The 23,368-nt window shown below is 61.5% G+C and carries 25 protein-coding genes and 1 other RNA gene; 13 read left to right on the top strand and 13 right to left on the bottom strand.

Going from position 1 to position 23,368, the window contains the following annotated elements:
• Positions 1-28: 28 nt before the first annotated feature.
• A complete protein-coding gene (gene argA / locus V8689_RS01295) occupies positions 29-1,327 on the bottom strand; it encodes an amino-acid N-acetyltransferase (protein WP_003195273.1) in 1,299 nt (432 codons plus the stop codon).
• Positions 1,328-1,460: 133 nt separating this feature from the next.
• Complete coding sequence (gene argE / locus V8689_RS01290; RefSeq protein ID WP_032894625.1) at positions 1,461-2,609, bottom strand: acetylornithine deacetylase; 1,149 nt, start codon at positions 2,607-2,609, stop codon at positions 1,461-1,463.
• A 158-nt stretch (positions 2,610-2,767) separates the two neighbouring features.
• Between argE and V8689_RS01285 the strand changes: the two genes are divergently transcribed.
• Positions 2,768-4,135, top strand: a complete 1,368-nt coding sequence (locus tag V8689_RS01285) for an inorganic triphosphatase (RefSeq protein WP_056783153.1) — start codon at positions 2,768-2,770, stop codon at positions 4,133-4,135.
• A gap of 106 nt (positions 4,136-4,241) precedes the next feature.
• Here V8689_RS01285 and V8689_RS01280 read toward each other — a convergent pair whose 3' ends face one another.
• Positions 4,242-4,715, bottom strand: a complete 474-nt coding sequence (locus V8689_RS01280; protein ID WP_056783155.1) for an Lrp/AsnC family transcriptional regulator — start codon at positions 4,713-4,715, stop codon at positions 4,242-4,244.
• Between the two features lie 127 nt (positions 4,716-4,842).
• Here V8689_RS01280 and V8689_RS01275 point away from each other — a divergent pair, with 127 nt between their 5' ends.
• The 6 genes from V8689_RS01275 (at position 4,843) to V8689_RS01250 (ending at position 10,100) form a co-directional block, all read left to right on the top strand.
• Positions 4,843-5,181: a hypothetical protein gene (locus V8689_RS01275; RefSeq protein WP_032894623.1), complete on the top strand. Its 339-nt coding sequence runs from the start codon at positions 4,843-4,845 to the stop codon at positions 5,179-5,181.
• A gap of 81 nt (positions 5,182-5,262) precedes the next feature.
• Positions 5,263-6,957: a GspE/PulE family protein gene (locus V8689_RS01270; protein ID WP_056783158.1), complete on the top strand. Its 1,695-nt coding sequence runs from the start codon at positions 5,263-5,265 to the stop codon at positions 6,955-6,957.
• Positions 6,958-7,033: 76 nt separating this feature from the next.
• Positions 7,034-7,954, top strand: coding sequence for an SPFH domain-containing protein (locus tag V8689_RS01265; protein ID WP_003195285.1), 921 nt, complete (start codon positions 7,034-7,036; stop codon positions 7,952-7,954).
• Positions 7,955-7,964: 10 nt separating this feature from the next.
• Positions 7,965-8,411 carry an NfeD family protein gene (locus V8689_RS01260; protein ID WP_044269716.1) on the top strand — a complete coding sequence of 149 codons (447 nt, stop codon included), beginning with the start codon at positions 7,965-7,967 and terminating at the stop codon, positions 8,409-8,411.
• A 68-nt stretch (positions 8,412-8,479) separates the two neighbouring features.
• Positions 8,480-8,794: a DUF2388 domain-containing protein gene (locus V8689_RS01255; protein ID WP_003176799.1), complete on the top strand. Its 315-nt coding sequence runs from the start codon at positions 8,480-8,482 to the stop codon at positions 8,792-8,794.
• Between the two features lie 163 nt (positions 8,795-8,957).
• Positions 8,958-10,100: a DegT/DnrJ/EryC1/StrS family aminotransferase gene (locus tag V8689_RS01250; protein WP_056783160.1), complete on the top strand. Its 1,143-nt coding sequence runs from the start codon at positions 8,958-8,960 to the stop codon at positions 10,098-10,100.
• Between the two features lie 130 nt (positions 10,101-10,230).
• Here the strand turns inward: V8689_RS01250 and gcvH are convergent, their stop codons facing one another.
• The 8 genes from gcvH to V8689_RS01210 all read right to left on the bottom strand — a co-directional run bounded on the left by gcvH (position 10,231) and on the right by V8689_RS01210 (position 19,202).
• Positions 10,231-10,614 (bottom strand): glycine cleavage system protein GcvH, encoded by a 384-nt coding sequence (gene gcvH, locus V8689_RS01245; RefSeq protein WP_003195293.1) that lies wholly within the window; start codon positions 10,612-10,614, stop codon positions 10,231-10,233.
• Between the two features lie 52 nt (positions 10,615-10,666).
• Positions 10,667-11,749: a glycine cleavage system aminomethyltransferase GcvT gene (gcvT, locus tag V8689_RS01240; protein WP_056783162.1), complete on the bottom strand. Its 1,083-nt coding sequence runs from the start codon at positions 11,747-11,749 to the stop codon at positions 10,667-10,669.
• A gap of 156 nt (positions 11,750-11,905) precedes the next feature.
• Positions 11,906-13,522, bottom strand: a complete 1,617-nt coding sequence (locus tag V8689_RS01235) for an ABC transporter permease (RefSeq protein WP_020301817.1) — start codon at positions 13,520-13,522, stop codon at positions 11,906-11,908.
• 150 nt (positions 13,523-13,672) lie between these two features.
• A complete protein-coding gene (locus V8689_RS01230; protein ID WP_056783163.1) occupies positions 13,673-14,677 on the bottom strand; it encodes an extracellular solute-binding protein in 1,005 nt (334 codons plus the stop codon).
• 162 nt (positions 14,678-14,839) lie between these two features.
• Entirely contained in the window at positions 14,840-16,057 is a 1,218-nt protein-coding gene (locus V8689_RS01225) for a 2-octaprenyl-3-methyl-6-methoxy-1,4-benzoquinol hydroxylase (RefSeq protein ID WP_168220205.1), read from the bottom strand.
• 60 nt (positions 16,058-16,117) lie between these two features.
• Entirely contained in the window at positions 16,118-17,305 is a 1,188-nt protein-coding gene (gene ubiH / locus V8689_RS01220; protein ID WP_056783166.1) for a 2-octaprenyl-6-methoxyphenyl hydroxylase, read from the bottom strand.
• Positions 17,302-18,624 (bottom strand): Xaa-Pro aminopeptidase, encoded by a 1,323-nt coding sequence (gene pepP / locus V8689_RS01215; RefSeq protein ID WP_003195303.1) that lies wholly within the window; start codon positions 18,622-18,624, stop codon positions 17,302-17,304. The genes ubiH and pepP overlap by 4 nt, the downstream gene beginning before the upstream one ends.
• Positions 18,625-18,644: 20 nt before the next feature.
• Positions 18,645-19,202: a YecA family protein gene (locus tag V8689_RS01210; RefSeq protein WP_056783168.1), complete on the bottom strand. Its 558-nt coding sequence runs from the start codon at positions 19,200-19,202 to the stop codon at positions 18,645-18,647.
• Between the two features lie 138 nt (positions 19,203-19,340).
• Here V8689_RS01210 and V8689_RS01205 point away from each other — a divergent pair, with 138 nt between their 5' ends.
• From V8689_RS01205 to V8689_RS01190, 4 genes are all read left to right on the top strand, one after another.
• The gene (locus tag V8689_RS01205) at positions 19,341-19,550 is read left to right on the top strand and encodes a TIGR02449 family protein (protein ID WP_003177365.1); all 210 of its coding nucleotides are present in this window, start codon (positions 19,341-19,343) and stop codon (positions 19,548-19,550) included.
• Complete coding sequence (locus tag V8689_RS01200; RefSeq protein ID WP_014720410.1) at positions 19,547-19,864, top strand: cell division protein ZapA; 318 nt, start codon at positions 19,547-19,549, stop codon at positions 19,862-19,864. The genes V8689_RS01205 and V8689_RS01200 overlap by 4 nt, the downstream gene beginning before the upstream one ends.
• Before the next feature lie 30 nt (positions 19,865-19,894).
• Positions 19,895-20,073: non-coding RNA, 6S RNA (gene ssrS, locus V8689_RS01195), on the top strand.
• Between the two features lie 58 nt (positions 20,074-20,131).
• A complete protein-coding gene (locus V8689_RS01190) occupies positions 20,132-20,761 on the top strand; it encodes a 5-formyltetrahydrofolate cyclo-ligase (protein WP_056783169.1) in 630 nt (209 codons plus the stop codon).
• 12 nt (positions 20,762-20,773) lie between these two features.
• On the opposite strand, the gene V8689_RS01185 is transcribed toward V8689_RS01190, so the two are convergent.
• Complete coding sequence (locus tag V8689_RS01185) at positions 20,774-20,923, bottom strand: hypothetical protein (RefSeq protein ID WP_010207387.1); 150 nt, start codon at positions 20,921-20,923, stop codon at positions 20,774-20,776.
• A gap of 195 nt (positions 20,924-21,118) precedes the next feature.
• On the opposite strand from V8689_RS01185, the gene V8689_RS01180 reads away from it, so the two are divergent.
• Positions 21,119-21,568 (top strand): EVE domain-containing protein, encoded by a 450-nt coding sequence (locus tag V8689_RS01180; protein ID WP_056783170.1) that lies wholly within the window; start codon positions 21,119-21,121, stop codon positions 21,566-21,568.
• A 110-nt stretch (positions 21,569-21,678) separates the two neighbouring features.
• Here V8689_RS01180 and V8689_RS01175 read toward each other — a convergent pair whose 3' ends face one another.
• On the bottom strand, positions 21,679-22,086 hold the full coding sequence (locus tag V8689_RS01175) for a flagellar basal body-associated protein FliL (RefSeq protein ID WP_056783173.1): 408 nt from the start codon (positions 22,084-22,086) through the stop codon (positions 21,679-21,681).
• Between the two features lie 150 nt (positions 22,087-22,236).
• Here V8689_RS01175 and V8689_RS01170 point away from each other — a divergent pair, with 150 nt between their 5' ends.
• On the top strand, positions 22,237-23,214 hold the full coding sequence (locus tag V8689_RS01170) for an NADPH:quinone oxidoreductase family protein (protein ID WP_056783176.1): 978 nt from the start codon (positions 22,237-22,239) through the stop codon (positions 23,212-23,214).
• The last annotated feature ends 154 nt before the right edge of the window (positions 23,215-23,368 follow it).

The following is a 23,368-nucleotide window of genomic DNA, read 5'->3' as shown; positions in this document are numbered from 1 at the left end:
ACCAGCTCCCACACAGAGCAGTAATCTTTTATAGGGCCTTTTCGAAGATCTTGGAGTTGCGCTGATAGTTGTACAGCGACGCACGCGCCGACGGTAGGCGATCCACGCTGCTGGGCACAAAGCCGCGTTCGCGGAACCAGTGGGCCGTACGGGTGGTGAGTACAAAGAGGGTTTTCAAGCCCTGCGCTCGTGCACGGGTCTGGATACGTTCGAGTAACACATCGCCGCGCGCGCCGTGGCGGTATTCCGGGTTCACTGCCAGGCACGCCAGCTCGCCCGCATCCGAATCCGCGATCTGATACAGCGCTGCGCACGCGATGATCATGCCTTCGCGCTCGACCACGCTGAACTGTTCGATCTCACGCTCCAGCACTTCCCGCGAGCGGCGCACCAGAATGCCCTGCTCTTCCAGCGGGCTGATCAGATCCAGCAAACCGCCGACGTCTTCAATCGCCGCTTCGCGCACCAGTTCGAATTGCTCCTGGGCCACCAGCGTACCGCCGCCGTCGCGGGTAAACAGCTCGGTGAGCAAGGCGCCATCTTCGGCGTAGCTGACGATATGGCTGCGCCCTACCCCACCCCGGCAGGCTTCGGCAGCGGCATCGAGCAACTCGGCTTGATAGTTGCTGCCCAAGCGTTGCAAGTGCGCGGGCACTTGTTGTGGGCGCAATTCACGCACCAGGCGGCCGTTCTCATCGATCAGACCGGGATCGGCGCCGAACAGCAGCAATTTGTCGGCGCCCAAGTCGATGGCGGCGCGGGTGGCGACGTCTTCGCAGGCCAGGTTGAAGATCTCACCGGTAGGCGAATACCCCAGGGGCGACAGCAGCACGATGGAGCGTTCGTCCAGCAGGCGGTTGATACCCTTGCGGTCGACCCGGCGCACCTCGCCGGTGTGGTGGTAGTCCACGCCTTCAAGCACGCCGATTGGCCGTGCGGTGACCAGGTTGCCGCTGGCCACACGCAGGCGCGAGCCCTGCATCGGCGAGGACGCCATGTCCATGGACAGGCGCGCCTCGATGGCAATACGCAGATGGCCCACCGCGTCGATCACACACTCCAGCGTCGCGGCATCGGTGATGCGCAAGCCTTCGTGGTAAGCCGGGGTAAGGCCGCGTGCTTCAAGGCGGGTTTCGATTTGCGGGCGCGAGCCGTGCACCAGCACCAGGCGCACACCCAGGCTGTGAAGCAGCACCAGGTCGTGGACGATATTGCCGAAGTTGGGGTGGTCCACACCATCGCCGGGCAGCATGACCACAAAGGTGCAGTCGCGGTGGGCGTTGATGTAGGGCGAAGCGTGACGAAGCCAGTTGACGTATTCGGGCATAACACCTGGGCCTGTAATAAAAAGCAGCCAAATAAAGGATCAATCGTGAAAGCGCACAGCGGCTGATGGTTATCGTCGGAACAGGCTTGGCGACACGCTCACTCTCCTTATGTACGAATGGGCAGGGGTAAATTTATGCAGGTTTCAGGCAGTAGTGTTCGATCAGTTCCCGCAATAGACGCACTGTAGGCGTCAAGCGTGACATTTCAAGGTATTCGCCCGGCTGGTGGGCGCAGGCAATGTCGCCAGGGCCGAGCACCAGGGTTTCGCAACCGAGGCGCTGAAGATAAGGCGCTTCGGTGCCGAACGCTACTGCTTCGGCACGATGACCGGTCAAACGTTCCGCCACCCGCACCAGCTCGGCGTCTTCGGGCTGCTCAAAGGGTGGCACTGCGGGGAACAACGGCGCGTAGTCGATCTTGACCTTATGCCGCTCGGCCACGGGTTCGAGCTTCTGGCGGATCGCGGCGCGCAACACCTCGGGGTCCATGCCCGGCAGAGGGCGCAGGTCGAACTCCAGGGAGCACTGGCCACAGATGCGGTTGGGGTTGTCGCCGCCGTGAATGCAGCCGAAGTTCATGGTCGGCTGCGGCACGCTGAATTGCGCGTTGCGGTACTCGCGCTGCCACGCCAGGCGCAGGCCGCGCAATTCGCCGATGGCGTCATGCATGGCTTCCAGGGCGCTGTGGCCTAGGCTTGGGTCCGACGAGTGGCCGCTGCGCCCGAGGATGTCGATGCGCTCCATCATCACGCCTTTGTGCAGGCGGATCGGCTTGAGCCCGGTCGGCTCGCCGATCACCGCTGCGCGACCCAGCGGGCGCCCCGCCTCGGCCAGCGCACGGGCACCGGACATGGAGCTTTCCTCGTCACAGGTGGCAAGAATCAACAGCGGCTGCTTGAAGGGTTGGTCGAGCAGCGGCAACACCGCTTCGATGACCAAGGCGAAGAAACCCTTCATGTCACAACTGCCCAGCCCTACCCAGCGGCCATCGACTTCCGTCAGCTTGAGCGGGTCGGTTTTCCACAGCGCCGCGTCATACGGCACCGTATCGCTATGCCCCGCCAGCACCAGGCCACCAGGGCCGCTGCCAAAACTGGCCAACAGGTTGAATTTGCCGGGGCTGACGTGTTGGATATCGATGGCAAAGCCCAGGTCGCCCAGCCAAGCGGCGAGCAGGTCGATCACCGGGCGGTTGCTCTGGTCGAGAGACGCCTGGGTGCAACTCACCGACGGCGCGGCGATCAAGGCGGCGAACTGCTCTTTCATGGACGGTAACGGCATGCGCGGTCTCCCAACTTCCCGGATGAACCTCACTATAGAGGCATCTGCGCAACACAATAAACCGTTGCGGCGCGTTGCCGGGCTCAGTCCTGTACACTGCACGACCTTGGCAGCCACACTTTTCCCCGGCTGCGCTCCCGATCCTGGATTTTCCGGCCATGCAGAAAGAAACCGAAATCAAGCTACGCGTCAGCCGCGAAACACTCGCCGCGCTGCGTGAGCACCCGTTACTGAAAAAACGCAACAAAAGTGGCTGGGAACGCCGTGAGTTGATGAACCAGTACTTCGACACCCCCGAGCGCGACCTGGCCCAGGCCAAGGTTGCCCTGCGCCTGCGCAAGGACGGTGACGACATCATCCAGACCCTCAAGACCCGCGGCCAAAGCGTCGCCGGCTTGTCGGAACGCAACGAATACAACTGGGACCTGCCCAAAGCCAAGCTCGACGTGAAGAAACTCGATGGCGAGTGCTGGCCCGAGCAACTGGCCGAGTTGGACAAAAAGACCCTCAAGCCGATCTTCACCACCGACTTCGTGCGTGAACGCGCCGAGATCGCTTGGGGCCGTGGCAAAGCCAAGGTGGTGATCGAAGCCGCCCTGGACTTGGGCCACGTGGTGGTCGGCAAGCAGAAGGAAGAAATCTGCGAGCTGGAACTGGAATTGCGCGAAGGCGAACCGGCAGCCCTGCTGGAGTTGGCCGCCGAACTGGCCGCGACCCTGGCCCTGATGCCGTGCGACATCAGCAAGGCCGAACGCGGCTATCGCCTGTATGACGCCAGCAGCTACTCCCTGAGCCTGCCGGCGCCACAGATCCACGCCGAAATGCCATTGGACGATGCGTTCGCCGCGATCCTGTGGCACCTGCTGGGCAGCAGCCAGCGCCTGGCCGAGCAATACCGCTTCAATGGCCACTGGCGCCTGCTGCAGGACTGGGTCGAGAACCTTGGTGAATTGCGCGCCCTGATCGGCAGCCTCGGCCAGGCCGCGCCGCGCCAATCCACCAGCGAACTGCGCAGCGCCCTGGATGCGTTGCTGGAAGACTGGCGCCCGCTGGTCCAGGCCGGTGACGACGATGAAGACATTCGCAAAGCCGCGCCAGAGCAGTTCATCGAAGAGCTGCAAGACGTGCGCTGGGGCCTGTTCTCACTCAACCTCTCGCGCTGGTTGCTGGCTCGCACCTGGACGGCCGAACGTAACGTGCGTGGCAACCGCCAGGGCGCTGCGCAAATCACCAACTGGCTGCCACGCCTGTTGGCCGACGACGCCGTCGCCCTGCAACTGCAGCGCTACCAGCAACAGCCGGAAGACCTCGCCGAGCAACTGCCGCGTATCGAACGCATCCAGGCCTGGCTGCACCATGCGCGCCACGTGGTGGACATTCCTGAGCTGGACCGCTTGTACGGCGAGCTGAACAAGCTGGCGCACCTGGCCAACGGGCCGATTACCGATGAATCCCTGGATGCGCGTATGCACCAGGCGATTGCGGTGTATCAGAATCGTGCTTGGAAGACCCTTCTGCGCCTGTAAGTCCCTCTACCTGTAGGAGCGAGCTTGCTCGCGAAAAACCCGAGAGCGATGTGGGGAGCCAGGCTTCCCGCGTTATCGTTAACGATCTTCGCGAGCAAGCTCGCTCCTACAAGCGCAATACTGGCAGGCTGGTGGTGGACTTGATCTCCGACAGCGCCACAATCGAGTTGACCTCCTGAATCCCCGGCACCATCGAAAGCTTCTCGAAGAAAAACCGCTCATACGCCTCGATATCCGAGGTGACGATACGCAGCAGAAAATCCACCGCCCCCATCAGCACATAGCACTCCAACACTTCCGGAAACCCGCGAATCGCCTCGGTGAACTCGGTGAAATTGGAGCGACCGTGAGCGTTGAGTTTGACCTCGGCGAAAATCTGCGTGTTGAGCCCGATTTTCTTGCGGTCCAGCAGGGTGACCTGGCCGCGGATCACGCCCTCTTCCTTGAGCCGCTGAATGCGCCGCCAGCACGGCGACTGCGACAGGCCGACCTGCTCGGCAATCTGTGCGCTGGAGAGCGAGGCGTCCTCTTGCAGCAAGGCCAGGATGCGGCGGTCGTAGGCGTCCAACTCACTGTGCATAAACGTACCCGTTAATAGGCTGATATTGAATTGATTGAGTCGATTTATCGCCAAACAGACTCATCTTAGATAAGAAATCTCCCGAGGCGAATGTAAAAATTCCCCCAGTCGAATTTGGAGAGTCAGCATGCACGCCGTCGAAACCGCCTACCCTGCTACCCGCGTCGATGCGTGGGCGGCCAATAGCAGCCACTGCCAGGCGCACTATCACATCGTCGCCGAGGCCGAACCGGACGTGCTGTGCCGGGTGCTGAACTACTTCGCGCTGCAATTGCTCACGCCCACCCAGGTCAGCGTGAACCGGGAAGCCGACCTGCTGAGCATCGATATCGTGATGACCGGCCTGAGCTGGCACCGCGCCCAAGTGATCGGTGAAAAGATTCGAAACCTGATCAGCGTCTGCACCCTGGAGCTGTGGTCGGCTGATTCCGAGCGGCCCCAAGCGCTGGCGGCGATGGCGCAGTAAAAACCTGAAATACACGCGCAAGCAGGATCTTCAGCGGCTGGCTAGCCTGGGATTACACCCCAAGCCGCCAGGAAAACCTGCATGTCCGTCACCGCTCACGATCACCCCTTGGAACTGCAGCAATTGTTGCCGGCGTTGGTCGAGCAAGGGCTGATCACGGCGCAGGCAGCGCAAAAGGTTGCGCCAGCGCCCGGCAGCCAGCATCCCCTGGAATGCATCGCAGCCCAGGGCCCTTGCCTGGAGACCTTGACCCAATGGCTGGCCCGGCAGGTCGGCCAGCCTTACCTGCGCATCGACCCGTTGAAGATCGACGTGGCGGCCGTGGTGCCCTTGATGTCCCACGCCTTTGCCCAGCGCCACGGCATTCTTGCAGTCGCCGTGGATGCCCGCAGCGTAACGGTCGCCAGTGCCCAACCCCATATCACCACTTGGGAAGCCGGGCTGTCCCAGGTGCTCAAACGCACAATCAAGCGGGTGGTTGCCAACCCCCGGGATATCCAACGCTGTATCAACGAGTTTTACCGCTTGGCCAAGTCCGTCAGCGGCGCGGATCAAAAGATGACGGCGCCTGGCAATGTCGACTTGCTCAGCCTCGGCGCCAGCGACAAGGAGCCGGATGCCAACGACGCGCATATCGTCAACATTGTTGACTGGCTGCTGCAATACGCCTTTGGCCAACGGGCCAGCGATATCCATATCGAGCCCGGCCGCGACCAGGGTCGGGTGCGCTTTCGCATTGATGGGCTGCTGCATGACGTCTATCAATTTCCCCCGCAGGTCACCATGGCCGTGGTCAGCCGCCTGAAAAGCCTGGGGCGGATGAACGTGGCCGAGAAACGCAAACCCCAGGATGGCCGCGTCAAGACCCGGAACCCTGCGGGTATCGAGGTGGAATTGCGGCTTTCGACCCTGCCCACGACATTCGGCGAAAAGCTGGTGATGCGAATTTTTGACCCTCAGGTGCTGCTCAAGGATTTTGACCAGCTGGGTTTGTCCAACGCCGACCAGCAACGCTGGCACGCCATGACGCGACGCACCGACGGCATCATCCTCGTCACCGGCCCAACCGGCTCGGGCAAGACCAGCACCCTCTACACCACCCTCAGGCAACTGGCGACCCGCGAGGTCAACCTGTGCACGGTGGAAGACCCGATTGAAATGTTCGAGCCGGCCTTCAACCAGATGCAGGTCCAGCACAACATCGACCTGACGTTCGCCAGCGGTATTCGCGCCCTGCTGCGCCAGGACCCGGACATCATCATGATCGGCGAAATCCGCGACCAGGAAACCGCAGAGATGGCTATCCAGGCCGCGCTGACCGGGCATCTGGTGCTATCGACCTTGCACACCAACGACGCGCCCAGCGCCATCAGCCGCCTGCAGGAGCTGGGTATTGCTCACTATTTGATCAAAGCCACGCTCATAGGCGTGATGGCGCAGCGCCTGGTGCGGGTTCTGTGCAGCCACTGCAAGCGCCCCGCGGGCCAGGAGGACGCTGGCGGCTACCAGGCTGTCGGCTGTGCGCAATGCCGTGACAGCGGTTATCGAGGCCGGGCCGGGCTGTATGAAATCATGCTCATGGATCCGGCGCTCCAGGCGCTGGTCACCCCGGGCGCGGACGTGCAAGCCCTGCGCCGTGGGGCACTGACGCAGGGCATGAGCAGCCTGCGCATGGCCGGCATCGAGAAAGTGAAGGCCGGGCTGACCACGATGACGGAGGTGTTGCGGGTCACGCCTGGGGATTCAGAAACAAATCCTTTGTTTGTTGGGCCATGAAACCGTCTTTATCCGTGACCAGACCGTTACAATCGGCCTAATGTCATTCACTGACACCTTCAGATAGGGAATCGCTATGCAGATCGGAACCGTACTGCTTCTTTTCGTGGGCTTGGCCATCGCCATCCTGTTCATGGGGTTCAAAGTGGTGCCCCAGGGCTACCAATGGACCGTCGAGCGTTTCGGCCGCTACACCAACACCCTCAAGCCTGGCCTGAATATCATCATCCCGGTCATGGACCGCATCGGTCGCAAGATCAACGTGATGGAAAGCGTGCTGGATATCCCGCCTCAAGAAGTCATCACCGCCGACAATGCCACAGTGCAGATCGATGCCGTGTGCTTCTTCCAGGTGGTCAACACCGCCCAGGCCGCCTATGAGGTCAACAACCTCGAACATGCTATCCGCAACCTGCTGCAGACCAATATCCGTACCGTACTCGGCTCCATGGAGCTGGACGCCATGCTGAGCCAGCGTGACGGCATCAACGAGAAACTCCTGCGCACCGTGGATGAAGCCACTGCGCCATGGGGCATCAAGATCACCCGTATCGAGATCAAAGACATCAGCCCGCCCGCCGACCTGATGGCCGCCATGTCCGGCCAGATGAAAGCCGAGCGAATCAAGCGTGCACAGATCCTAGAAGCAGAGGGCCTGCGGGCGTCGGCGATCCTGACAGCCGAAGGCAAGAAGCAGGCGCAGATCCTTGAAGCCGAAGGCAGCCGCCAGGCCGCGTTCCTGGAATCCGAGGCGCGCGAGCGCCAGGCCGAAGCCGAAGCGCGGGCGACGCAAGTGGTGTCCGAAGCCATTGCGTCGGGTAACGTGCAGGCGGTGAACTACTTCGTCGCGCAAAAATACATCGACGCCCTGGGCAAGCTTGCATCGGCCAACAACAGCAAGGTCATCCTGATGCCGCTGGAAGCCAGCCAGGTGATTGGCGCCGTGGGCGGTATCGGCGAAATCGTCAAGGCAACCTTCGGCAACCAGAAAGGCTGAGGCCAACACCATGTGGGACTTTTTGCTGCATTTGTCGTTCTGGGACTGGTTGGCACTGGGCACCGTGCTGTTGATTCTCGAGGTGTTCGGTGCCGGAGGCTACCTGCTGTGGATGGGCATCGCCGCCGCTGCCGTGGGCGTGATCAAGTTCCTGTTCCCACCGCTGGGGCTGGAATGGCAACTGCTGCTGTTTGCGATGTTGTCGATACTGACCGCCGTGTACTGGTGGAAACGCCAACGCAGCAGCGCCAAGGCCAGCGATCAACCGGGGTTGAACGAGCGCGGTTCGGAGTTGGTAGGGCGCACGTTCGTGGTGCATCAAGCCATTGTGGATGGCCGCGGCAAGGTCAAAGTCGGCGATGGCGTGTGGATGGTCACCGGTGCCGACGCCCCCGTGGGCGCTCAAGTCCGCGTGGTAGGGCAGGATGGGGTGATTTTAAAGGTTGAAACTGTTTAGTCAGTGATGGAACTGGATCGGGTTAACTACAATCAAAACGTACAGATAACCCACCGGAGTCACCCATCATGCGTCTCAAATATGCTGTCGCAACCCTCGCTGTGCTTTCCCTACCTGTCGGCTCAGCCATGGCCGATAGCTTCTGGCGTAATGTCATCTCGTCGGGCGCCACCACTGGCTCGACTTACCTGACGTTCAAGGACCACAAGCTGGTGGTCGCCGCCCAAGACGACGCAGGCAGCTTCGTCGCCAGCGACGGCGGCATTCGCGGCCCGTACCTGGAAGCGGCCATGCAGAAGGTCCGCGCCGATAACCCTGGCCTCCAGGCCACGGACATGGAACTGGCTAACGCCATCCTGGCTAAGAATGCTGTCACCGAGTAACACTGCCCTCATAAAAAATGCCGCTTTTTCAAGCGGCATTTTTTTGCCTGCTGCATGACGAATCGTTCATGGATGACAGGCTATATTCAGTCTCAGCGTGCAACCATGCCCCACTGACACGTGTATTTTTCATTGCCTACCTGAAACGGATGCCTTCTTCGTCATGAGCCAACAGCCTTTCCTGCCGTTTTCCAAACCGACCATTGATGAAGCCACCATCGCGGCGGTCGGCGATGTTCTGCGTTCTGGCTGGATCACCAGCGGGCCAAAGGTGCAGGCGTTCGAAGCACAGTTGTCGGAGTATTTTGGCGGCCGTCCGGTGCGCACCTTCAACTCGGGCACCTGCACCATGGAGATCGCCTTGCGCATCGCTGGAATCGGGCCTGGGGATGAAGTCATCACCACCCCAATCTCCTGGGTTGCCACGGCCAACGTGATTCTCGAAGTCGGCGCCACTCCGGTTTTTGCCGATATCGACCCGGTGACGCGCAATATCGACCTGGCCCAGGTGGAAGCTGCCATTACCCCGCGCACCAAGGCGATCATCCCGGTCTACCTGGCCGGCTTGCCCCTGGATATGCCGATGCTCTACGCGCTGGCCAACAAGTACAACCTGCGCATTGTCGAAGATGCTGCCCAGGCCCTGGGTTCCAGCTGGGATGGGGAGCGTATCGGCGCAACCGGCGACTTCGTGTCTTTCAGCTTCCAGGCGAACAAGAACATCACGTCGTCCGAAGGCGGCTGCCTGGTGTTGAACAATGCCGAGGAGGCCCGTCTGGCTGAGAAGTATCGCCTGCAAGGCGTCACCCGCAGCGGCTTCGATGGCCTGGATGTGGATGTGCTGGGTGGCAAGTTCAACATGACCGACATTGCCGCCGCCATCGGCCTGGGGCAATTTGCGCACATCGAGAAGATCACCGCCCATCGTCAGAACCTGGCACGGCACTATTTCAAGTGCTTGGGCAGCGATTTCGAAACGCAGTACGGCGCGCAACTGCCGCCGGCAGACTTCGAAAACAGCAACTGGCACCTGTTCCAACTGGTGTTGCCGGAGCGCCAGGATGGCCTGCCGGCCCGTGCGACGTTCATGGAACAGATGCAGGCCCACGGCGTGGGTATCGGCTATCACTACCCACCGATCCACCTGCTGAGCCTGTATCGGGCACAGGGTTTCAAGGAAGGCATGTTCCCGGTGGCAGAGCGTGTTGGGCGTTTGATCGTGTCGTTGCCGATGTTCACGGCGATGACAGAGGCGGATGTGGAGCGGGCTGTAGCGGCGGTTAAAACTGTATTGAAAAGAGACTGATCACAACAAATCAACTGTGGGAGCTGGCTTGCCTGCGATGCTGGCACCTCGGTGTATCGGTGATACCCGGGTGATTCAATCGCAGGCAAGCCAGCTCCCACATTGATTTGTGTCGTTGCAACTATGGGGTTTATTCGCCGATGGCGGCTTTGTAGCCGGCGGCATCCAGCAGCTTGTCCAGCTCGGCCTTGTCGCTTGGCTTGAGCTTGAAGATCCACGCGCCATACGGGTCAGAGTTCAGCAGCTCAGGGCTGCCACTCAGCTCTTCGTTGACAGCAATCACTTCGCCGGCAACCGGCGAGTAGATATCCGAGGCGGCTTTCACCGACTCAACCACACCCGCCTGGCCTTGCGCTTCAAAATTGGCACCTACTTCCGCCAACTCAACAAACACCACATCACCCAAAGCTTCCTGTGCATGGTCGGAGATCCCGACGGTCACGGTGCCGTCAGCTTCCAGACGAGCCCATTCGTGACTTTCGGCAAAACGCAGGTCGGCAGGGATATTGCTCATAGTCTGTGTCCTCAAGATGAAATGTCAGCGGCCTTTGGCCTGCCGGAATTGGTTAGATCAAGGTTTTGCCATGGCGCACGAAGGTCGGTTTGACCACTCGAACCGGATACCACTTGCCGCGGATTTCCACTTCGGCCCGGTCGGCAGTCGCCGTCGGCACACGCGCCAGCGCAATGGATTTGCTTAGCGTAGGCGAGAAACTACCACTGGTGATCTCTCCTTCGCCAACATTGGCGATACGAACCACCTGATGAGCACGCAGCACACCCCGTTCTTCGAGGACGAGCCCCACCAGTTTGAACTGCACGCCGGCCGCCTTTTCTGCTTCCAGCGCGGCGCGGCCAATGAAGTTACGCTCGACAGGTTCCCAGGCGATGCTCCAGGCCATGTTGGCCGCCAGGGGCGAGACGGCCTGGTGAATATCCTGGCCATACAGATTCATGCCGGCCTCCAGGCGCAAGGTGTCGCGCGCACCGAGGCCGATGGGGGAAATGCCAGCGCCTACCAGGTCGTTGAAAAAGCCCGGAGCCTGATCGGCCGGCAGCACGATTTCGAGGCCGTCTTCGCCGGTATAGCCGGTGCGGGCGATATACCAGTCGCCGTCGGCCCGGCCTTCGAACGGTTTGAGCTGATGGATCAGGATGCCACGGGACTGGGTCACCAGTTCGGCAATTTTTTGCCGGGCGTGGGGGCCTTGGATGGCGAGCATGGCCAACTCGGAGCGCTCATGCAGTTGCACTGCGTAGCTGCCCAGTTGCGCCTGCATCCAGGCCATGTCCTGATCGCGCGTGGCGGCGTTGACCACCAGGCGGTAACCAGTTTCGGTGCGGTAGACGATCATGTCATCCACCACCCCGCCCTGCTCGTTGAGCATGGCGCTGTATAACGCACGGCCACAGCCGTGCAGTCGGTCGACATCATTGGCCAGCAGGTACTGGAGCCATTCCTTGGCCTGGGGGCCGGTGACATCGATTACGGTCATATGAGATACATCGAAGACCCCGCAGTCGCGCCGCACCTGGTGGTGTTCTTCAACTTGCGAGCCGTAATGCAAAGGCATATCCCAACCGCCAAAATCGACCATTTTCGCGCCGAGGGCGAGATGCAGGTCATACAGAGGCGTACGCTGTCCCATGGGTTTCTCCTTCCGGGCTTGGCGAAGGCGCGCAGAGCTGCCACTTGCGCCGAACACCTTGTACTACAAGGCCCGCAGCCACATACAGCAGGTCGATCCGAAAGACGGAGCGCACCGAATGCCGCGCATTGTAGCCTCAAGCCGTAGGACTGGCACCTAACCGATTTGCCGAGCCGAGCGACGGATCAGCCCGATGACCGGCAACAAGCCGACCAGCACAAGGGTCAGCGCCGGCAAAGACGCCCGCGCCCATTCGCCTTCACTGGTCATTTCAAAGATCCGCACCGCCAGGGTATCCCAGCCAAACGGGCGCATCAGCAAGGTGGCCGGCATTTCCTTGAGCACATCCACAAACACCAGCAGCGCTGCGCTCAACGTGCCCGGCAGCAATAACGGCAGATACACTTTGCAAAACAGTCGTGGGCCGCTCACCCCAAGGCTGCGTGCCGCTTCGGGCAAAGACGGCCGGATGCGCGCCAGGCTGTTTTCCAGCGGCCCGTAGGCCACCGCCAGGAACCGCACCAGATACGCCAGCACCAGTGCCGACAGGCTGCCCAGCAGCAAAGGCTTGCCCGCCCCGCCCAGCCATCCGGAGAGCGGCACCACCAACTCGCGGTCCAGGTAACTGAACGCCAGCATGATCGACACCGCCAGCACCGAGCCCGGCAAGGCATAGCCGACATTGGCCAGGCTGATACCGGAGCGAATCGCGCGGGTCGGCGCCAGACGATTGGCAAAGGCCAGTATCAGCGCCACGCTGACCGTGATCAGGGCTGCGATCCCGCCCAGGTAGAGGGTATGCACGATCAGCCCGGTGTACCGCTCATCCAGGTCGAAACGGCCACGCTGCCAGAACCACGCCACCAGTTGCAGCATCGGAATCACGAACGCACAGGCGAAAACCAGACTGCACCAGGCGCTGGCCGCCACGGCCTTGAACCCGCGCAAGTGGTACAACGCCTTGCCCCGCGGGCGCTCATTGCTCGGTCGGCTGGCCCCGCGCGCGCGCCGTTCGCCATACAGCACCAGCATCACCACCAGCAGCAGCAGGCTGGCCAGTTGCGCGGCGCTGGACAGGCTGAAAAAGCCGTACCAGGTTTTATAGATAGCGGTGGTGAAGGTGTCGAAGTTGAACACCGAGACCGCGCCAAAATCCGCGAGTGTCTCCATCAACGCCAGGGCCACACCGGCACCAATCGCTGGCCGCGCCATTGGCAATGCCACGCGCCAGAACGCTTGCCATGGCGATTGCCCCAGTACCCGCGCCGCTTCCATCAAGCCTTTGCCCTGGGCCAGGAACGCGCTACGCGCCAGCAGGTAGACATAGGGATAGAACACCAACACCAATACGATAACCACGCCGCTGGTGGAGCGCACCCGTGGCAAACGCAGCCCGGTGCCGAACCACTCGCGCAGCAGGGTTTGCACCGGCCCGGCAAAATCCAGCAGGCCCACGAACACGAAGGCCAACACATAGGCAGGGATTGCAAAGGGCAACATCAATGCCCAATCGAGCCATCGCCGCCCGGGGAATTCGCACAGGCTGGTCAGCCAGGCCAGGCTGACGCCCAGCAGCGTCACGCCCAGGCCGACCCCAAGCACCAGGGTCAAGGTGTTGCCCAGCAAGCGGGGCATCTGAGTGTCCCAGAGGTGCGACCAGATCTGCGGGTCAATGCTTTGCCAGGACAGCAGCAGCACGCTCAGCGGCAACAGCACCAGGGCGGCGACGCTGAAGACCGGCAGGTACCAGCGACGTTGGGCGGGGTGGGCCAAGGAAAAGCTCTCAGAAAAATAAAGATGTTGAAGCTGCCGCTAACCAATGTGGGAGCTGGCTTGCCTGCGATACAAGCACCTCGGTGTATCAGTGATACCGAAGTGATGCAATCGCAGGCAAGCCAGCTCCCACAGTTGAGCGGCGCGGCTTCAGTTCCAGCCAGCGCGATCCATAAGGCGAATCGCCTCGGCCTGGCGCTTGCCTGCCACTTCCACCGGCAAGGTATCGGCCACAAACTTGCCCCAGGTCGCCACTTCCGCCGATGGCGGTACCGCCGGGTTGGCCGGGAACTCTTGGTTGACGTCGGCGAAGATCTTCTGTGCCTCAGGCGTGGTCATCCACTCCACCAGCGCCTTGGCTGCTTCCGGGTGCGGCGCGTGCTTGGTCAGACCGATGCCGGAGAGGTTCACGTGCACACCGCGATCGCCCTGGTTCGGCCAGAACAATTTCACCGCCAGGTCTGGCTTCTGTTTGTGCAGGCGACCGTAGTAATAGGTGTTGACGATACCCACGTCGCATTGCCCGGCGTTGATGGCCTCCAGCACGGCGATGTCATCGGAGAACACGTCGGTGGAGAGGTTATTCACCCAACCCTTGATGATTTCTTCGGTCTTGGTCGCGCCATGGGTTTCGATCAACGTGGCGGTCAGCGACTGGTTATAGACTTTTTTCGCCGTGCGCAGGCACAGGCGGCCTTCCCACTGCTTGTCGGCCAGGGCTTCGTAGGTGGTCAGGTCGCCCGGTTTTACCCGGTCGGTGGAGTAGGCGATCGTTCGCGCACGCAGGCTCAAACCGGTCCAGGCGTGGGCCGATGAGCGATATTGCAGAGGAATGTTCTTGTCGATGACAGGCGAGGTGAACGGTTGCAGGATGCCCATCTGCTCGGCCTGCCAGAGGTTGCCGGCGTCAACGGTGAGCAGCAGGTCGGCGGTGGCGTTCTCGCCCTCGGCCTTGATGCGCTGCATCAACGGGGCTTCCTTGTCGGTGATGAACTTGACCTGCACGCCGGTCTTTTTGGTGTAGGCGTCGAATACGGGCTTGATCAGCTCGTCGATACGCGAGGAGTAGACCACGACTTCGTCGGCCGCCTGCGCGGTGGTGCTGCCGATCAGGGTGAGTGCCAGGGCAGTCAGGAGGCGCTTGGGTGCCAACATGGGTGCGGTCTCTCATTTGCAAATGGAGGGCAAATGATAAGGACTCACATTTGGTAACGCTTGGTGGAGGCGTTACCAGATGTTGCACAGCCAGAATATGCGCTGGAGCTGACGGCCTCATCGCGGGCAAGCCCGGCTCCCACAGAGGGTTGTATTGTCAGGTCAGGGTTTGGCGAGTTCGGGGAGATCGCCAGTCAGCCCCAGCGCCTGGCGCACGAACACTGCCTTGGCTTCGGGCATCTGGTCGACGATTTTCAAACCCGCGTTGCGCAGCCAGCGCAGCGGCAGTTGATCGGCCTGGAACAAGCGCTCGAAGCCTTCCATTGCCGCCATCAGCGCCAGATTGTGGGGCATGCGGCGTCGCTCGTAACGGCTCAGCACTTTCACATCGGCCAGGCGCTCGCCGCGCTCGGTCGCCGCCAGCAGCACTTCGGCCAGCACGGCCGCATCGAGGAAGCCCAGGTTCACGCCCTGCCCTGCCAACGGGTGGATGACGTGGGCGGCGTCGCCGATCAATGCCAGGCCTTCGGCCACATAGCGTTTGGCATGGCGCTGGCGCAACGGTACGCACACACGCGGGTCAGCACTGACCACGGTGCCCAGGCGCCCTTCGAAGGCACGTTCCAGTTCGCGGCAGAAGCGTTCATCATCCAGCGCCATCAAGCGCTCGGACTCAGCAGGCGTGGTCGACCAGACAATCGAGCACCAGTCTTCCTGCCCATCGCGCACCAGCGGCAGGAACGCCAGCGGGCCGGTGTCGGTGAAGCGTTGCCACGCGGTGCGCTGGTGCGGCTGGCTGCTGCGCACGCTGGTGACGATGGCGTTATGCAGGTAATCCCATTCGCGGGTAGGTGTACCGGTCAGGCGGCGTACGGCGGAGTTGGCCCCGTCGGCGGCCACCACCAGCGGCGCGCGCAGCTTGCGGCCGTCGGCCAGGGTCAGCAACCAGTCATCGCCAGAGCGGCGCATCTGTTCCAGGCGTGCATTGGCCAGCAGGCCTAGGTCGCAGTCATGCAGGCGATCGAGCAAGGCATCCTGCACCACGCGGTTTTCGACGATATGCCCAAGCACCTCGGCATGCACACTGGCCGCCGAGAAGTGGATCTGCCCGGTGCCGCTGCCGTCCCATACCTGCATTTCGCCATAGGGGCTGGCACGCCGCTCTACGATGCCGTCCCATACGCCCAGGCGTTCAAGAATGCGCTGGCTGGCCGCCGACAACGCGCTCACCCGCGGTTCAAACGCCGCAGCCGGCTCAAACGGCTTGACGCTCAATGGGCTGCCGTCGAGCAGCAGCACCTGCAGGCCACTGCCCTGCAACGCCAGCGCCAGGGCGCTTCCGACCATTCCGGCCCCGACAATCAGCACATCTGCGCGCATGTCCATATTCAAGCCTTGTCTCGTGTGCGGCACAGGCCGCAAGTAAAGGTGTGGTCCGCTTCAAACATCGGAACGCGTGCCCAGGCCCATGGCCTGACGGGCGAACCAGCGTTTGGCCGGTGGCAACAGGTCGAGGCCGAGCAAGCCCATATTGCGGCCCAGCGCCACCAATGGCTGAGCACTGCCGAACAGGCGCGTGACCTGGTCGGAGAAGCCTACGGTGAGTTGCTGGTCCAGGCGCTGGCGCTCGCGATAGCCTTGCAACGTCGCCAGGTCACCCGGCACCGCCGGCCCGGCCAACAGCGCTTCGGCCAAGGCACTGGCATCGCGCAGGGACAGGTTGAACCCCTGTCCGGCAATCGGGTGCAGGCTGTGGGCGGCATTGCCGAGAACGGCCAGGTGCGAGCGCACTTGCTCTTCGGCTTCCACCAGGGTCAACGGGTACAGGTGACGGGCGCCCACTTGTTTGAGAGTGCCCAGGCGATACCCGAACACACCCTGCAGTTCGCTCAGGAAGCTACGCTCGTCAAGGCTGGCCAGGCGCTGAGCGTCCATGCCGATGCGGGTCCAGACCAGCGCGCAACGGTTGTCCGGCAGCGGCAGCAAGGCCATGGGGCCTTCATCGGTAAAGCGCTCGAACGCCTCGCCATTGTGGGCTTCGCTCGGGGTGATGTTGGCGATCAGGGCGCTCTGGTTGTAGGGCCGGGTTTTCACGCCAATGCCCAGTTGCTCACGCAAGCCGGAGCGGCCGCCATCGGCCAGTACCGCAAGGTCGCATTCCAGCACGGTTTCATCGTTGAGGGTCAGGCGATAGCCATCGGGCAGCGGCTCCATGCGCGTGACTTCTGCCGGGCAGCGCCAGCTCACCACGTCCTTGTCCAAGCCTTGCCACAGGCATTGGCCGAGCCAGGCGTTTTCCACCACATAACCCAGGGCCGGCACGCCCTCCTCCATCGCGGACAAGCGCGCGGTGGAGAAACGCCCACGGTCCGATACATGGATCTGCTTGATCGGCTCGGCGCGCCGGGAAATGGCTTGCCACAGGCCCAGCCGCTGGTAAATCTGGCGTGCGCCAAACGACAGCGCAGAAGAGCGCGCATCGTAGCTCGGCTGGTAGCTGTCGCCCGGCGCAAAGGGTTCGATCAGCACGATCTTCCAGCCCCGCTCCTTCGCCCCCGCTTGCAATGCCAGAGCCAGGCTGGCGCCCACCAGGCCGCCGCCGATAATCGCCAGGTTGACCCGGCTCATCGGGCAGCCGCCATCAACGCTTCGATCTCGGCAACGGTCTTGGGCACACCGCCGGTCAGGATTTCACAGCCTTGCTTGGTCACTACCACGTCGTCCTCGATGCGCACGCCAATGCCACGCCATTTCTTTGCCACGTTCTGGTTGTCCGGGGAAATATAGATGCCCGGCTCAACGGTCAAGGCCATGCCCACTTCCAGCACGCGCCATTCACCGCCCACTTTGTACTCGCCCACATCATGCACATCCATGCCCAGCCAGTGGCCAGCACGGTGCATGTAGAAGGCGCGGTAGGCTTCGCTGGCGATCAGCTCGTCAACATCACCTTGCAACAACCCCAACTTCACCAGGCCGGCGGTGATGACCTGCACGGTCGCCTCGTGGGCCTGGTTCCAATGTTTGTTCGGCGCGATCTGCTTGAAGGCGGCTTCCTGGGAGGCCAGCACAATCTCGTAGATCGCCTTTTGCTCGGGCGAAAACTTGCCGTTGACCGGCCAGGTACGGGTGATGTCGCTGGCGTAGCAATCGATCTCACAGCCGGCATCGATTAGCACCAGGTCGCCATCCTTGAGCACCGCGTCATTCTGCTGGTAATGCAGGATGCAGCTGTTGCGCCCGGCGGCGACGATGGAGCCATAGGCCGGCATCTTCGCGCCGCCTTTGCGAAACTCGTAATCCAGCTCGGCTTCCAGGCTGAACTCATGCAAACCGGCACGGCTGGCCTGCATCGCCCGCACATGGGCCGCACAGGAAATTCGCGCCGCCTCGCGCATCACCCTCACCTCTGCCGCCGATTTATACAGGCGCATATCGTGAAGCAAATGATCCAGGGCAACGAATTCGTTCGGCGGCTGGGCGCCCAGGTGCGCTTTGGAGCGGATCACGTTGATCCACTCCATCACATGCCGGTCGAACTCTGCATTGCTGCCCATGGCCGAGTACACGCGGTCGCGACCTTCGATCAGGCCGGGCAGGATGTCGTCAATATCGGTAATGGGGAATGCGTCGTCAGCGCCAAAGTCGCGGATCGCGCCCTCGGTGCCGGCACGCAGGCCGTCCCACAATTCGCGCTCGGCATTGCGCTCGCGGCAGAACAGCACGTACTCGCCGTGCTGGCGACCGGGCATTAGCACGATCACCGCTTCGGGTTCGGGGAAACCGCTCAGGTACTGGAAGTCGCTGTCCTGGCGGTAGACATGCTCGACATCGCGGTTGCGGATGGCCACTGCGGCGGCCGGCAGGATCGCGATGCTGTTGGGTTCCATCTGCGCCATGAGCGCCTTGCGGCGCCGGGTGTATTCCGCTTTGGGGATATGGATCATGGGCAGATGGGCTTCCTTTCTCAGTGCAGCGACGGCTTGGGCGCGGCGGGCTCAGCGGACTTGCGGGTCTCGGTGAACAGCAGCAGCGGCGCGACGCGCAGGTATTCCATGACTTCCATGTAGTCGCCTTCGCCGTCTTCGGATTCTTCCAGGGCGTCTTGCACCTGGGAGATGGCCGCCAGGTCCTGCAGCACTTCCTTGGCGTCGGTGCTCAGCTCCAGGCCGCCGGCATTCACGCCGAAACCGTGGAGGAAACCCTGGCACCATTGGCCCAGCGCAGCGGCGCGATCAGCCAGCGGGGCGTCGTCGGTAGGCAGCAGCAGGACCACGGTGACGTCATCACCGGTCAGCTCGCCCTTGACCATTTCTTGCAGGCCGATCAATGCGTTGCGCACATTGTCGGTGGGTTCGGTTTCCAGCAGCTCGGCCACATCGGCCAGCCAGTTGTCGGCATCAAAGCCCACGCCGGTGCAACTGCGGCCCAACAGCACGCCGTGCAGTTCAGCAGGCGAGCATGGATGGCCGCTGGTGCTCAGCAGTTTGGAAAAAGCGTCGTACGGGGAATTCTGAATGGGCATGGTGAGCTAGGCGCCAGACGGCGCAATGTCTAGAATGGAGCGCTGTATCCTAGCACCGGCAGACGCACCAAGACTATCGAGGGCGTCAGATCGTTTATCCTGCAGTTGCCATTCATCAGACAAATCCAGTGGAACCCAATGGAAGACACCGACCTGCAAGCGCTGATGGCCAGACTCGAACTGCTAATTGATCGGGTCGAGCAACTTAAGAGTCAAAACGGACTCCTATTAGCTCAGGAAAAGACCTGGCGCGAGGAACGCGCTCACCTCATTGAAAAAAACGAAATCGCCCGGCGTAAGGTCGAATCGATGATTTCGCGCCTGAAGGCCCTGGAGCAAGACTCATGAGTTCAAGCAATAGCGTTACCGTGCAGATCCTCGACAAAGAATATTCGATCATCTGCCCCCAGGAAGAACGCAGCAACCTGGTGAGCGCTGCCCGCTACCTGGACGGCAAGATGCGCGAAATCCGCAGCAGCGGCAAAGTGATCGGCGCCGACCGCATCGCCGTGATGGCCGCGCTGAATATCACCCACGACCTGCTGCATAAGCAGGAGCGCCCTGACGTACAGGCAAGCGGCTCGACGCGCGAGCAGGTGCGTGACCTGCTCGATCGCGTGGATCTGGTGCTTTCCACCGATTCAGACACACCCAAGGGCTGATTGCCGAGCAGGTTTAAGGTATACTCGCCCCACTCCCTGGCGTGTTTGCCAGTCGGCGATGTCCCTGAGCCGATTCGCACTACCCTGGAAGTTGCACGTTGGGCTGGTGTGCATGTCCGCTAGACGGAAAGCCTTAAAGCCTACTGCTTCTTCCACCTTGAACTTTCGGGTTCAAGGGCTAAGTCGACAGCGGCTCTGTCGGGGAGCCTGAATTTCCCAAACTCAATGCCAGTCCCCGGACTGGCATTGTTTTATGAGCCGAAAATCATGACCGAACCTGCGCCGCTATCTCGTCCGCACCTTCGACGCATGTTGCGCAAGGCCCGCCGCGCCCTCACGCCAAGCGAGCAGCGCCAGGCCGCTCACGGTCTTTACCGGCAACTGGCACAGCACCCGCTGTTTCGCCGGGCCAAACATATCTCTTTATATCTGCCCACGGACGGTGAAATCGATCCGCGCCTGCTGCTGCGTGCAGCCCAGCGCCGCGGCAAAGCCACTTACCTGCCGGTGCTCAGCGCCTGGCCGCGCACCAAGATGGTGTTCCAGCGCGTACGGCCTGGGGATAAGTTGCTGCCCAACCGCTTTCGCATCCTTGAGCCACGGGTCAATGCCCGTCGTCAACGCAAGGTCTGGGCGCTGGACCTGGTGTTGTTACCGTTGGTGGGGTTCGATGATGTAGGTGGGCGCCTGGGCATGGGCGGCGGGTTTTACGACCGCAGCCTGGCCTATCTTGCCCGCCGCCAGAGCTGGCGCAAGCCAACGTTGCTGGGTTTGGCCCATGAATGCCAGAAAGTCGAACGCCTGGCGCAGGCAAGCTGGGATGTGCCGTTGGCGGGGACGGTGACCGATAAGCAGTGGTATGTCGCACAAACGCCGCTGGAAACAGCGGCGCCTTAGTGAATGCTTGAGTTAACGCTTGAACGGTTGTGGCTGCTGCTGAGCCAGTTCAACCGGTGCATCGGTCTTGTTCGACCACAGGCTTTGGGCATAACCGGTGGTCACGACGCCCAGACCAAACAAAATAACCAAAATCCATAGTAAATCCGGCTTACGTTGCATCGATTGCCCCCCTTTCAGGCACCTCGTACACGATGACAACAACGTTCCAAAGTAGTCCGTTGCAGCTGCGTCAAGCTTAAAAGCGCGCATTCTGCGGTAACGTGAACCAACACGCAAACCTTGACGCCAACCGACTGTCGGTTTGTCATGCAATTGCCCGACAACTTGCCCAATGCCTTTTTCAGGAGCCCAAAAATGGCCTACTGGCTGATGAAATCCGAGCCCGACGAACTCTCTATCAACGGCCTGGAAAAGCTCGGCGAAGCGCGCTGGGACGGGGTTCGCAACTATCAGGCACGCAACTTTTTGCGCGCCATGGCCGTGGGCGACGAGTTTTTCTTTTACCACTCCAGTTGCCCGGAGCCTGGGATTGCCGGCATCGGCAAAATCACTCGAGCCGCCTATCCGGACCCCACCGCACTGGAACCAGAAAGCCACTATTTCGACGCCAAGGCTACAACGGAGAAAAACCCGTGGAGCGCAATCGACGTCGCGCACGTGCAGACCTTTCCCAAGGTGCTGGGGCTCGGCTACCTAAAGCAGCAAACTGCACTGGCTGAAATGCCGCTGGTGCAGAAGGGCAGCCGGCTTTCTGTCATGGCGGTCACACCGGAGCAGTGGGCGGTGGTCCTTCAGTTGCTTTAACTAACCCTGGTTTCTTGTAGGAGCGAGCTTGCTCGCGAAAAACTCACAGGCGCCGCGTTTATCCAGGAAGCACGCGTTATCGTTGACGTTTTTCGCGAGCAAGCTCGCTCCTACTGGATGATCAGGTTGTTGAACAGCAGGTCTTCCACCACCGGCTTGCCGGTTTCATCGTTCATCACTTGCTGCGTTTGCTTCAACGCCTCTTGGCGCAGCTTTTCCTTGCCTTCCACACTGCTCATGGTCTCGTTGGTCTGCTGGGTAAACAGCGCCACCAATTGGTTACGAATCAACGGATCGTTGGCCTTGACCAACTTTGCCGCCTCATCACCAGTCACGCGCAGCGCGATGTCGGCCTTGAATACCTTGAGTTTCGCGGTGCCATCCAGGCCGTAATTGCCCACGAACGGCGGGCTCAGGCTGATATAGCTGACCTTCGGCGCCTCGCCCTCTTTGGCCTCTTCGGCCTGGGCTGCCATCGGCAAGGTCAGGGCCAGCATCAACAGGATCCACGCTTTCACAGTTCATTCCTCGAATTCGGTTGCCGGGTAGCATAACGCTAGCAAGGCTGAGCACAAGCTTATGGGGGCTTATCAGGCGTGGGCATGCTCGTTGACCCACGGGCGTACCCTCCTACACTTATCGGCCACGACGCCAAAAGGAATAGTCCGATGAAAGCTGTGCTGTGCAAAGCCTTCGGCCCCGCCGAAACCCTGGTGCTGGAAGAGATCGCCAGCCCGGCGATCAAGAAGAATGAAATCCTGTTGGACGTGCATGCGGCCGGGGTGAATTTCCCGGACACGCTGATCATCGAAGGCAAATACCAGTTCAAGCCACCCTTTCCGTTCTCACCCGGTGGCGAAGCGGCGGGCGTAGTCAGCGAGGTGGGTGAGAAAGTCAGCCACCTGAAAGTCGGTGACCGCGTGATGGCGTTGACCGGCTGGGGCAGCTTTGCCGAGCAGGTCGCGGTGCCCGGCTATAACGTGCTGCCGATCCCGCCGAGCATGGATTTCAACACCGCCGCCGCCTTCAGCATGACCTACGGCACTTCCATGCATGCGCTGAAACAACGCGCCAACCTGCAACCCGGCGAGACTTTGCTGGTGCTTGGCGCGTCCGGCGGCGTGGGCCTGGCTGCGGTAGAGATTGGCAAGGCCATGGGCGCCCGGGTGATTGCCGCCGCCAGCAGCGCCGACAAACTCGCAGTCGCCAAGGCCGCCGGCGCCGATGAGCTGATCAACTACAGCGAAGCCAGCCTCAAGGATGAGGTCAAGCGCCTGACCGATGGCAACGGCGCCGATGTTGTCTACGACCCAGTGGGTGGTGACCTGTTTGACCAGGCCATTCGTTCGATCGCCTGGAATGGGCGCCTGTTGGTGGTGGGTTTCGCCAGCGGGCGTATTCCTGAACTGCCGGTGAACCTGGCGTTGCTCAAGGGCGCAGCGGTGGTCGGGGTGTTCTGGGGCTCGTTTGCCCAACGCCAGCCACAGGACAATGCGGCGAATTTCCAGCAATTGTTCACTTGGTATGGCGAGGGCAAGCTCAAGCCGCTGGTGTCGCAGGTGTATCCGCTGGAACAGGCGGCACAGGCGATCAATGACCTGGGACAGCGCAAGGCGGTGGGTAAGGTCGTCGTCCAGACCCGCTGAAATGGGGTCCGTGTGGGAGCGGGCTTGCTCGCGAATGCGCACTGTCAGTCAAAGTCAGGTCGACTGACACTGCGCATTCGCGAGCAAGCCCGCTCCCACATTGGGTTCACCGATCTATCCAAAACCCACTCACGACCACAACTTATCTATTAGC

The organism is Pseudomonas sp. AK181 (genome assembly GCF_051122975.1).
Classification (GTDB): Bacteria; Pseudomonadota; Gammaproteobacteria; order Pseudomonadales; family Pseudomonadaceae; genus Aquipseudomonas; species Aquipseudomonas lactis.
Note: the sequence above shows the minus strand (reverse complement) of the source record. Positions and strands in the feature narration are given on the sequence as shown.

What these genes read in the sequence shown, in the direction of transcription:
- ubiH (WP_056783166.1), bottom strand. Translation starts at nt 17,305, where the DNA reads ATGAGCCGGGTCAACCTGGCGATTATCGGCGGCGGCCTGGTGGGCGCC.
- pepP (WP_003195303.1), bottom strand. Translation starts at nt 18,624, where the DNA reads ATGATCCATATCCCCAAAGCGGAATACACCCGGCGCCGCAAGGCGCTC.
- V8689_RS01185 (WP_010207387.1), bottom strand. Translation starts at nt 20,923, where the DNA reads ATGCAACGTAAGCCGGATTTACTATGGATTTTGGTTATTTTGTTTGGT.
- V8689_RS01180 (WP_056783170.1), top strand. Translation starts at nt 21,119, where the DNA reads ATGGCCTACTGGCTGATGAAATCCGAGCCCGACGAACTCTCTATCAAC.
- V8689_RS01250 (WP_056783160.1), top strand. Translation starts at nt 8,958, where the DNA reads ATGAGCCAACAGCCTTTCCTGCCGTTTTCCAAACCGACCATTGATGAA.
- V8689_RS01190 (WP_056783169.1), top strand. Translation starts at nt 20,132, where the DNA reads ATGACCGAACCTGCGCCGCTATCTCGTCCGCACCTTCGACGCATGTTG.
- V8689_RS01275 (WP_032894623.1), top strand. Translation starts at nt 4,843, where the DNA reads ATGCACGCCGTCGAAACCGCCTACCCTGCTACCCGCGTCGATGCGTGG.
- V8689_RS01225 (WP_168220205.1), bottom strand. Translation starts at nt 16,057, where the DNA reads ATGCGCGCAGATGTGCTGATTGTCGGGGCCGGAATGGTCGGAAGCGCC.
- gcvT (WP_056783162.1), bottom strand. Translation starts at nt 11,749, where the DNA reads ATGGGACAGCGTACGCCTCTGTATGACCTGCATCTCGCCCTCGGCGCG.
- V8689_RS01260 (WP_044269716.1), top strand. Translation starts at nt 7,965, where the DNA reads ATGTGGGACTTTTTGCTGCATTTGTCGTTCTGGGACTGGTTGGCACTG.
- V8689_RS01265 (WP_003195285.1), top strand. Translation starts at nt 7,034, where the DNA reads ATGCAGATCGGAACCGTACTGCTTCTTTTCGTGGGCTTGGCCATCGCC.
- V8689_RS01205 (WP_003177365.1), top strand. Translation starts at nt 19,341, where the DNA reads ATGGAAGACACCGACCTGCAAGCGCTGATGGCCAGACTCGAACTGCTA.
- V8689_RS01170 (WP_056783176.1), top strand. Translation starts at nt 22,237, where the DNA reads ATGAAAGCTGTGCTGTGCAAAGCCTTCGGCCCCGCCGAAACCCTGGTG.
- V8689_RS01255 (WP_003176799.1), top strand. Translation starts at nt 8,480, where the DNA reads ATGCGTCTCAAATATGCTGTCGCAACCCTCGCTGTGCTTTCCCTACCT.
- V8689_RS01210 (WP_056783168.1), bottom strand. Translation starts at nt 19,202, where the DNA reads ATGCCCATTCAGAATTCCCCGTACGACGCTTTTTCCAAACTGCTGAGC.
- V8689_RS01200 (WP_014720410.1), top strand. Translation starts at nt 19,547, where the DNA reads ATGAGTTCAAGCAATAGCGTTACCGTGCAGATCCTCGACAAAGAATAT.
- V8689_RS01230 (WP_056783163.1), bottom strand. Translation starts at nt 14,677, where the DNA reads ATGTTGGCACCCAAGCGCCTCCTGACTGCCCTGGCACTCACCCTGATC.
- argA (WP_003195273.1), bottom strand. Translation starts at nt 1,327, where the DNA reads ATGCCCGAATACGTCAACTGGCTTCGTCACGCTTCGCCCTACATCAAC.
- V8689_RS01270 (WP_056783158.1), top strand. Translation starts at nt 5,263, where the DNA reads ATGTCCGTCACCGCTCACGATCACCCCTTGGAACTGCAGCAATTGTTG.
- argE (WP_032894625.1), bottom strand. Translation starts at nt 2,609, where the DNA reads ATGCCGTTACCGTCCATGAAAGAGCAGTTCGCCGCCTTGATCGCCGCG.
- V8689_RS01285 (WP_056783153.1), top strand. Translation starts at nt 2,768, where the DNA reads ATGCAGAAAGAAACCGAAATCAAGCTACGCGTCAGCCGCGAAACACTC.
- V8689_RS01280 (WP_056783155.1), bottom strand. Translation starts at nt 4,715, where the DNA reads ATGCACAGTGAGTTGGACGCCTACGACCGCCGCATCCTGGCCTTGCTG.
- gcvH (WP_003195293.1), bottom strand. Translation starts at nt 10,614, where the DNA reads ATGAGCAATATCCCTGCCGACCTGCGTTTTGCCGAAAGTCACGAATGG.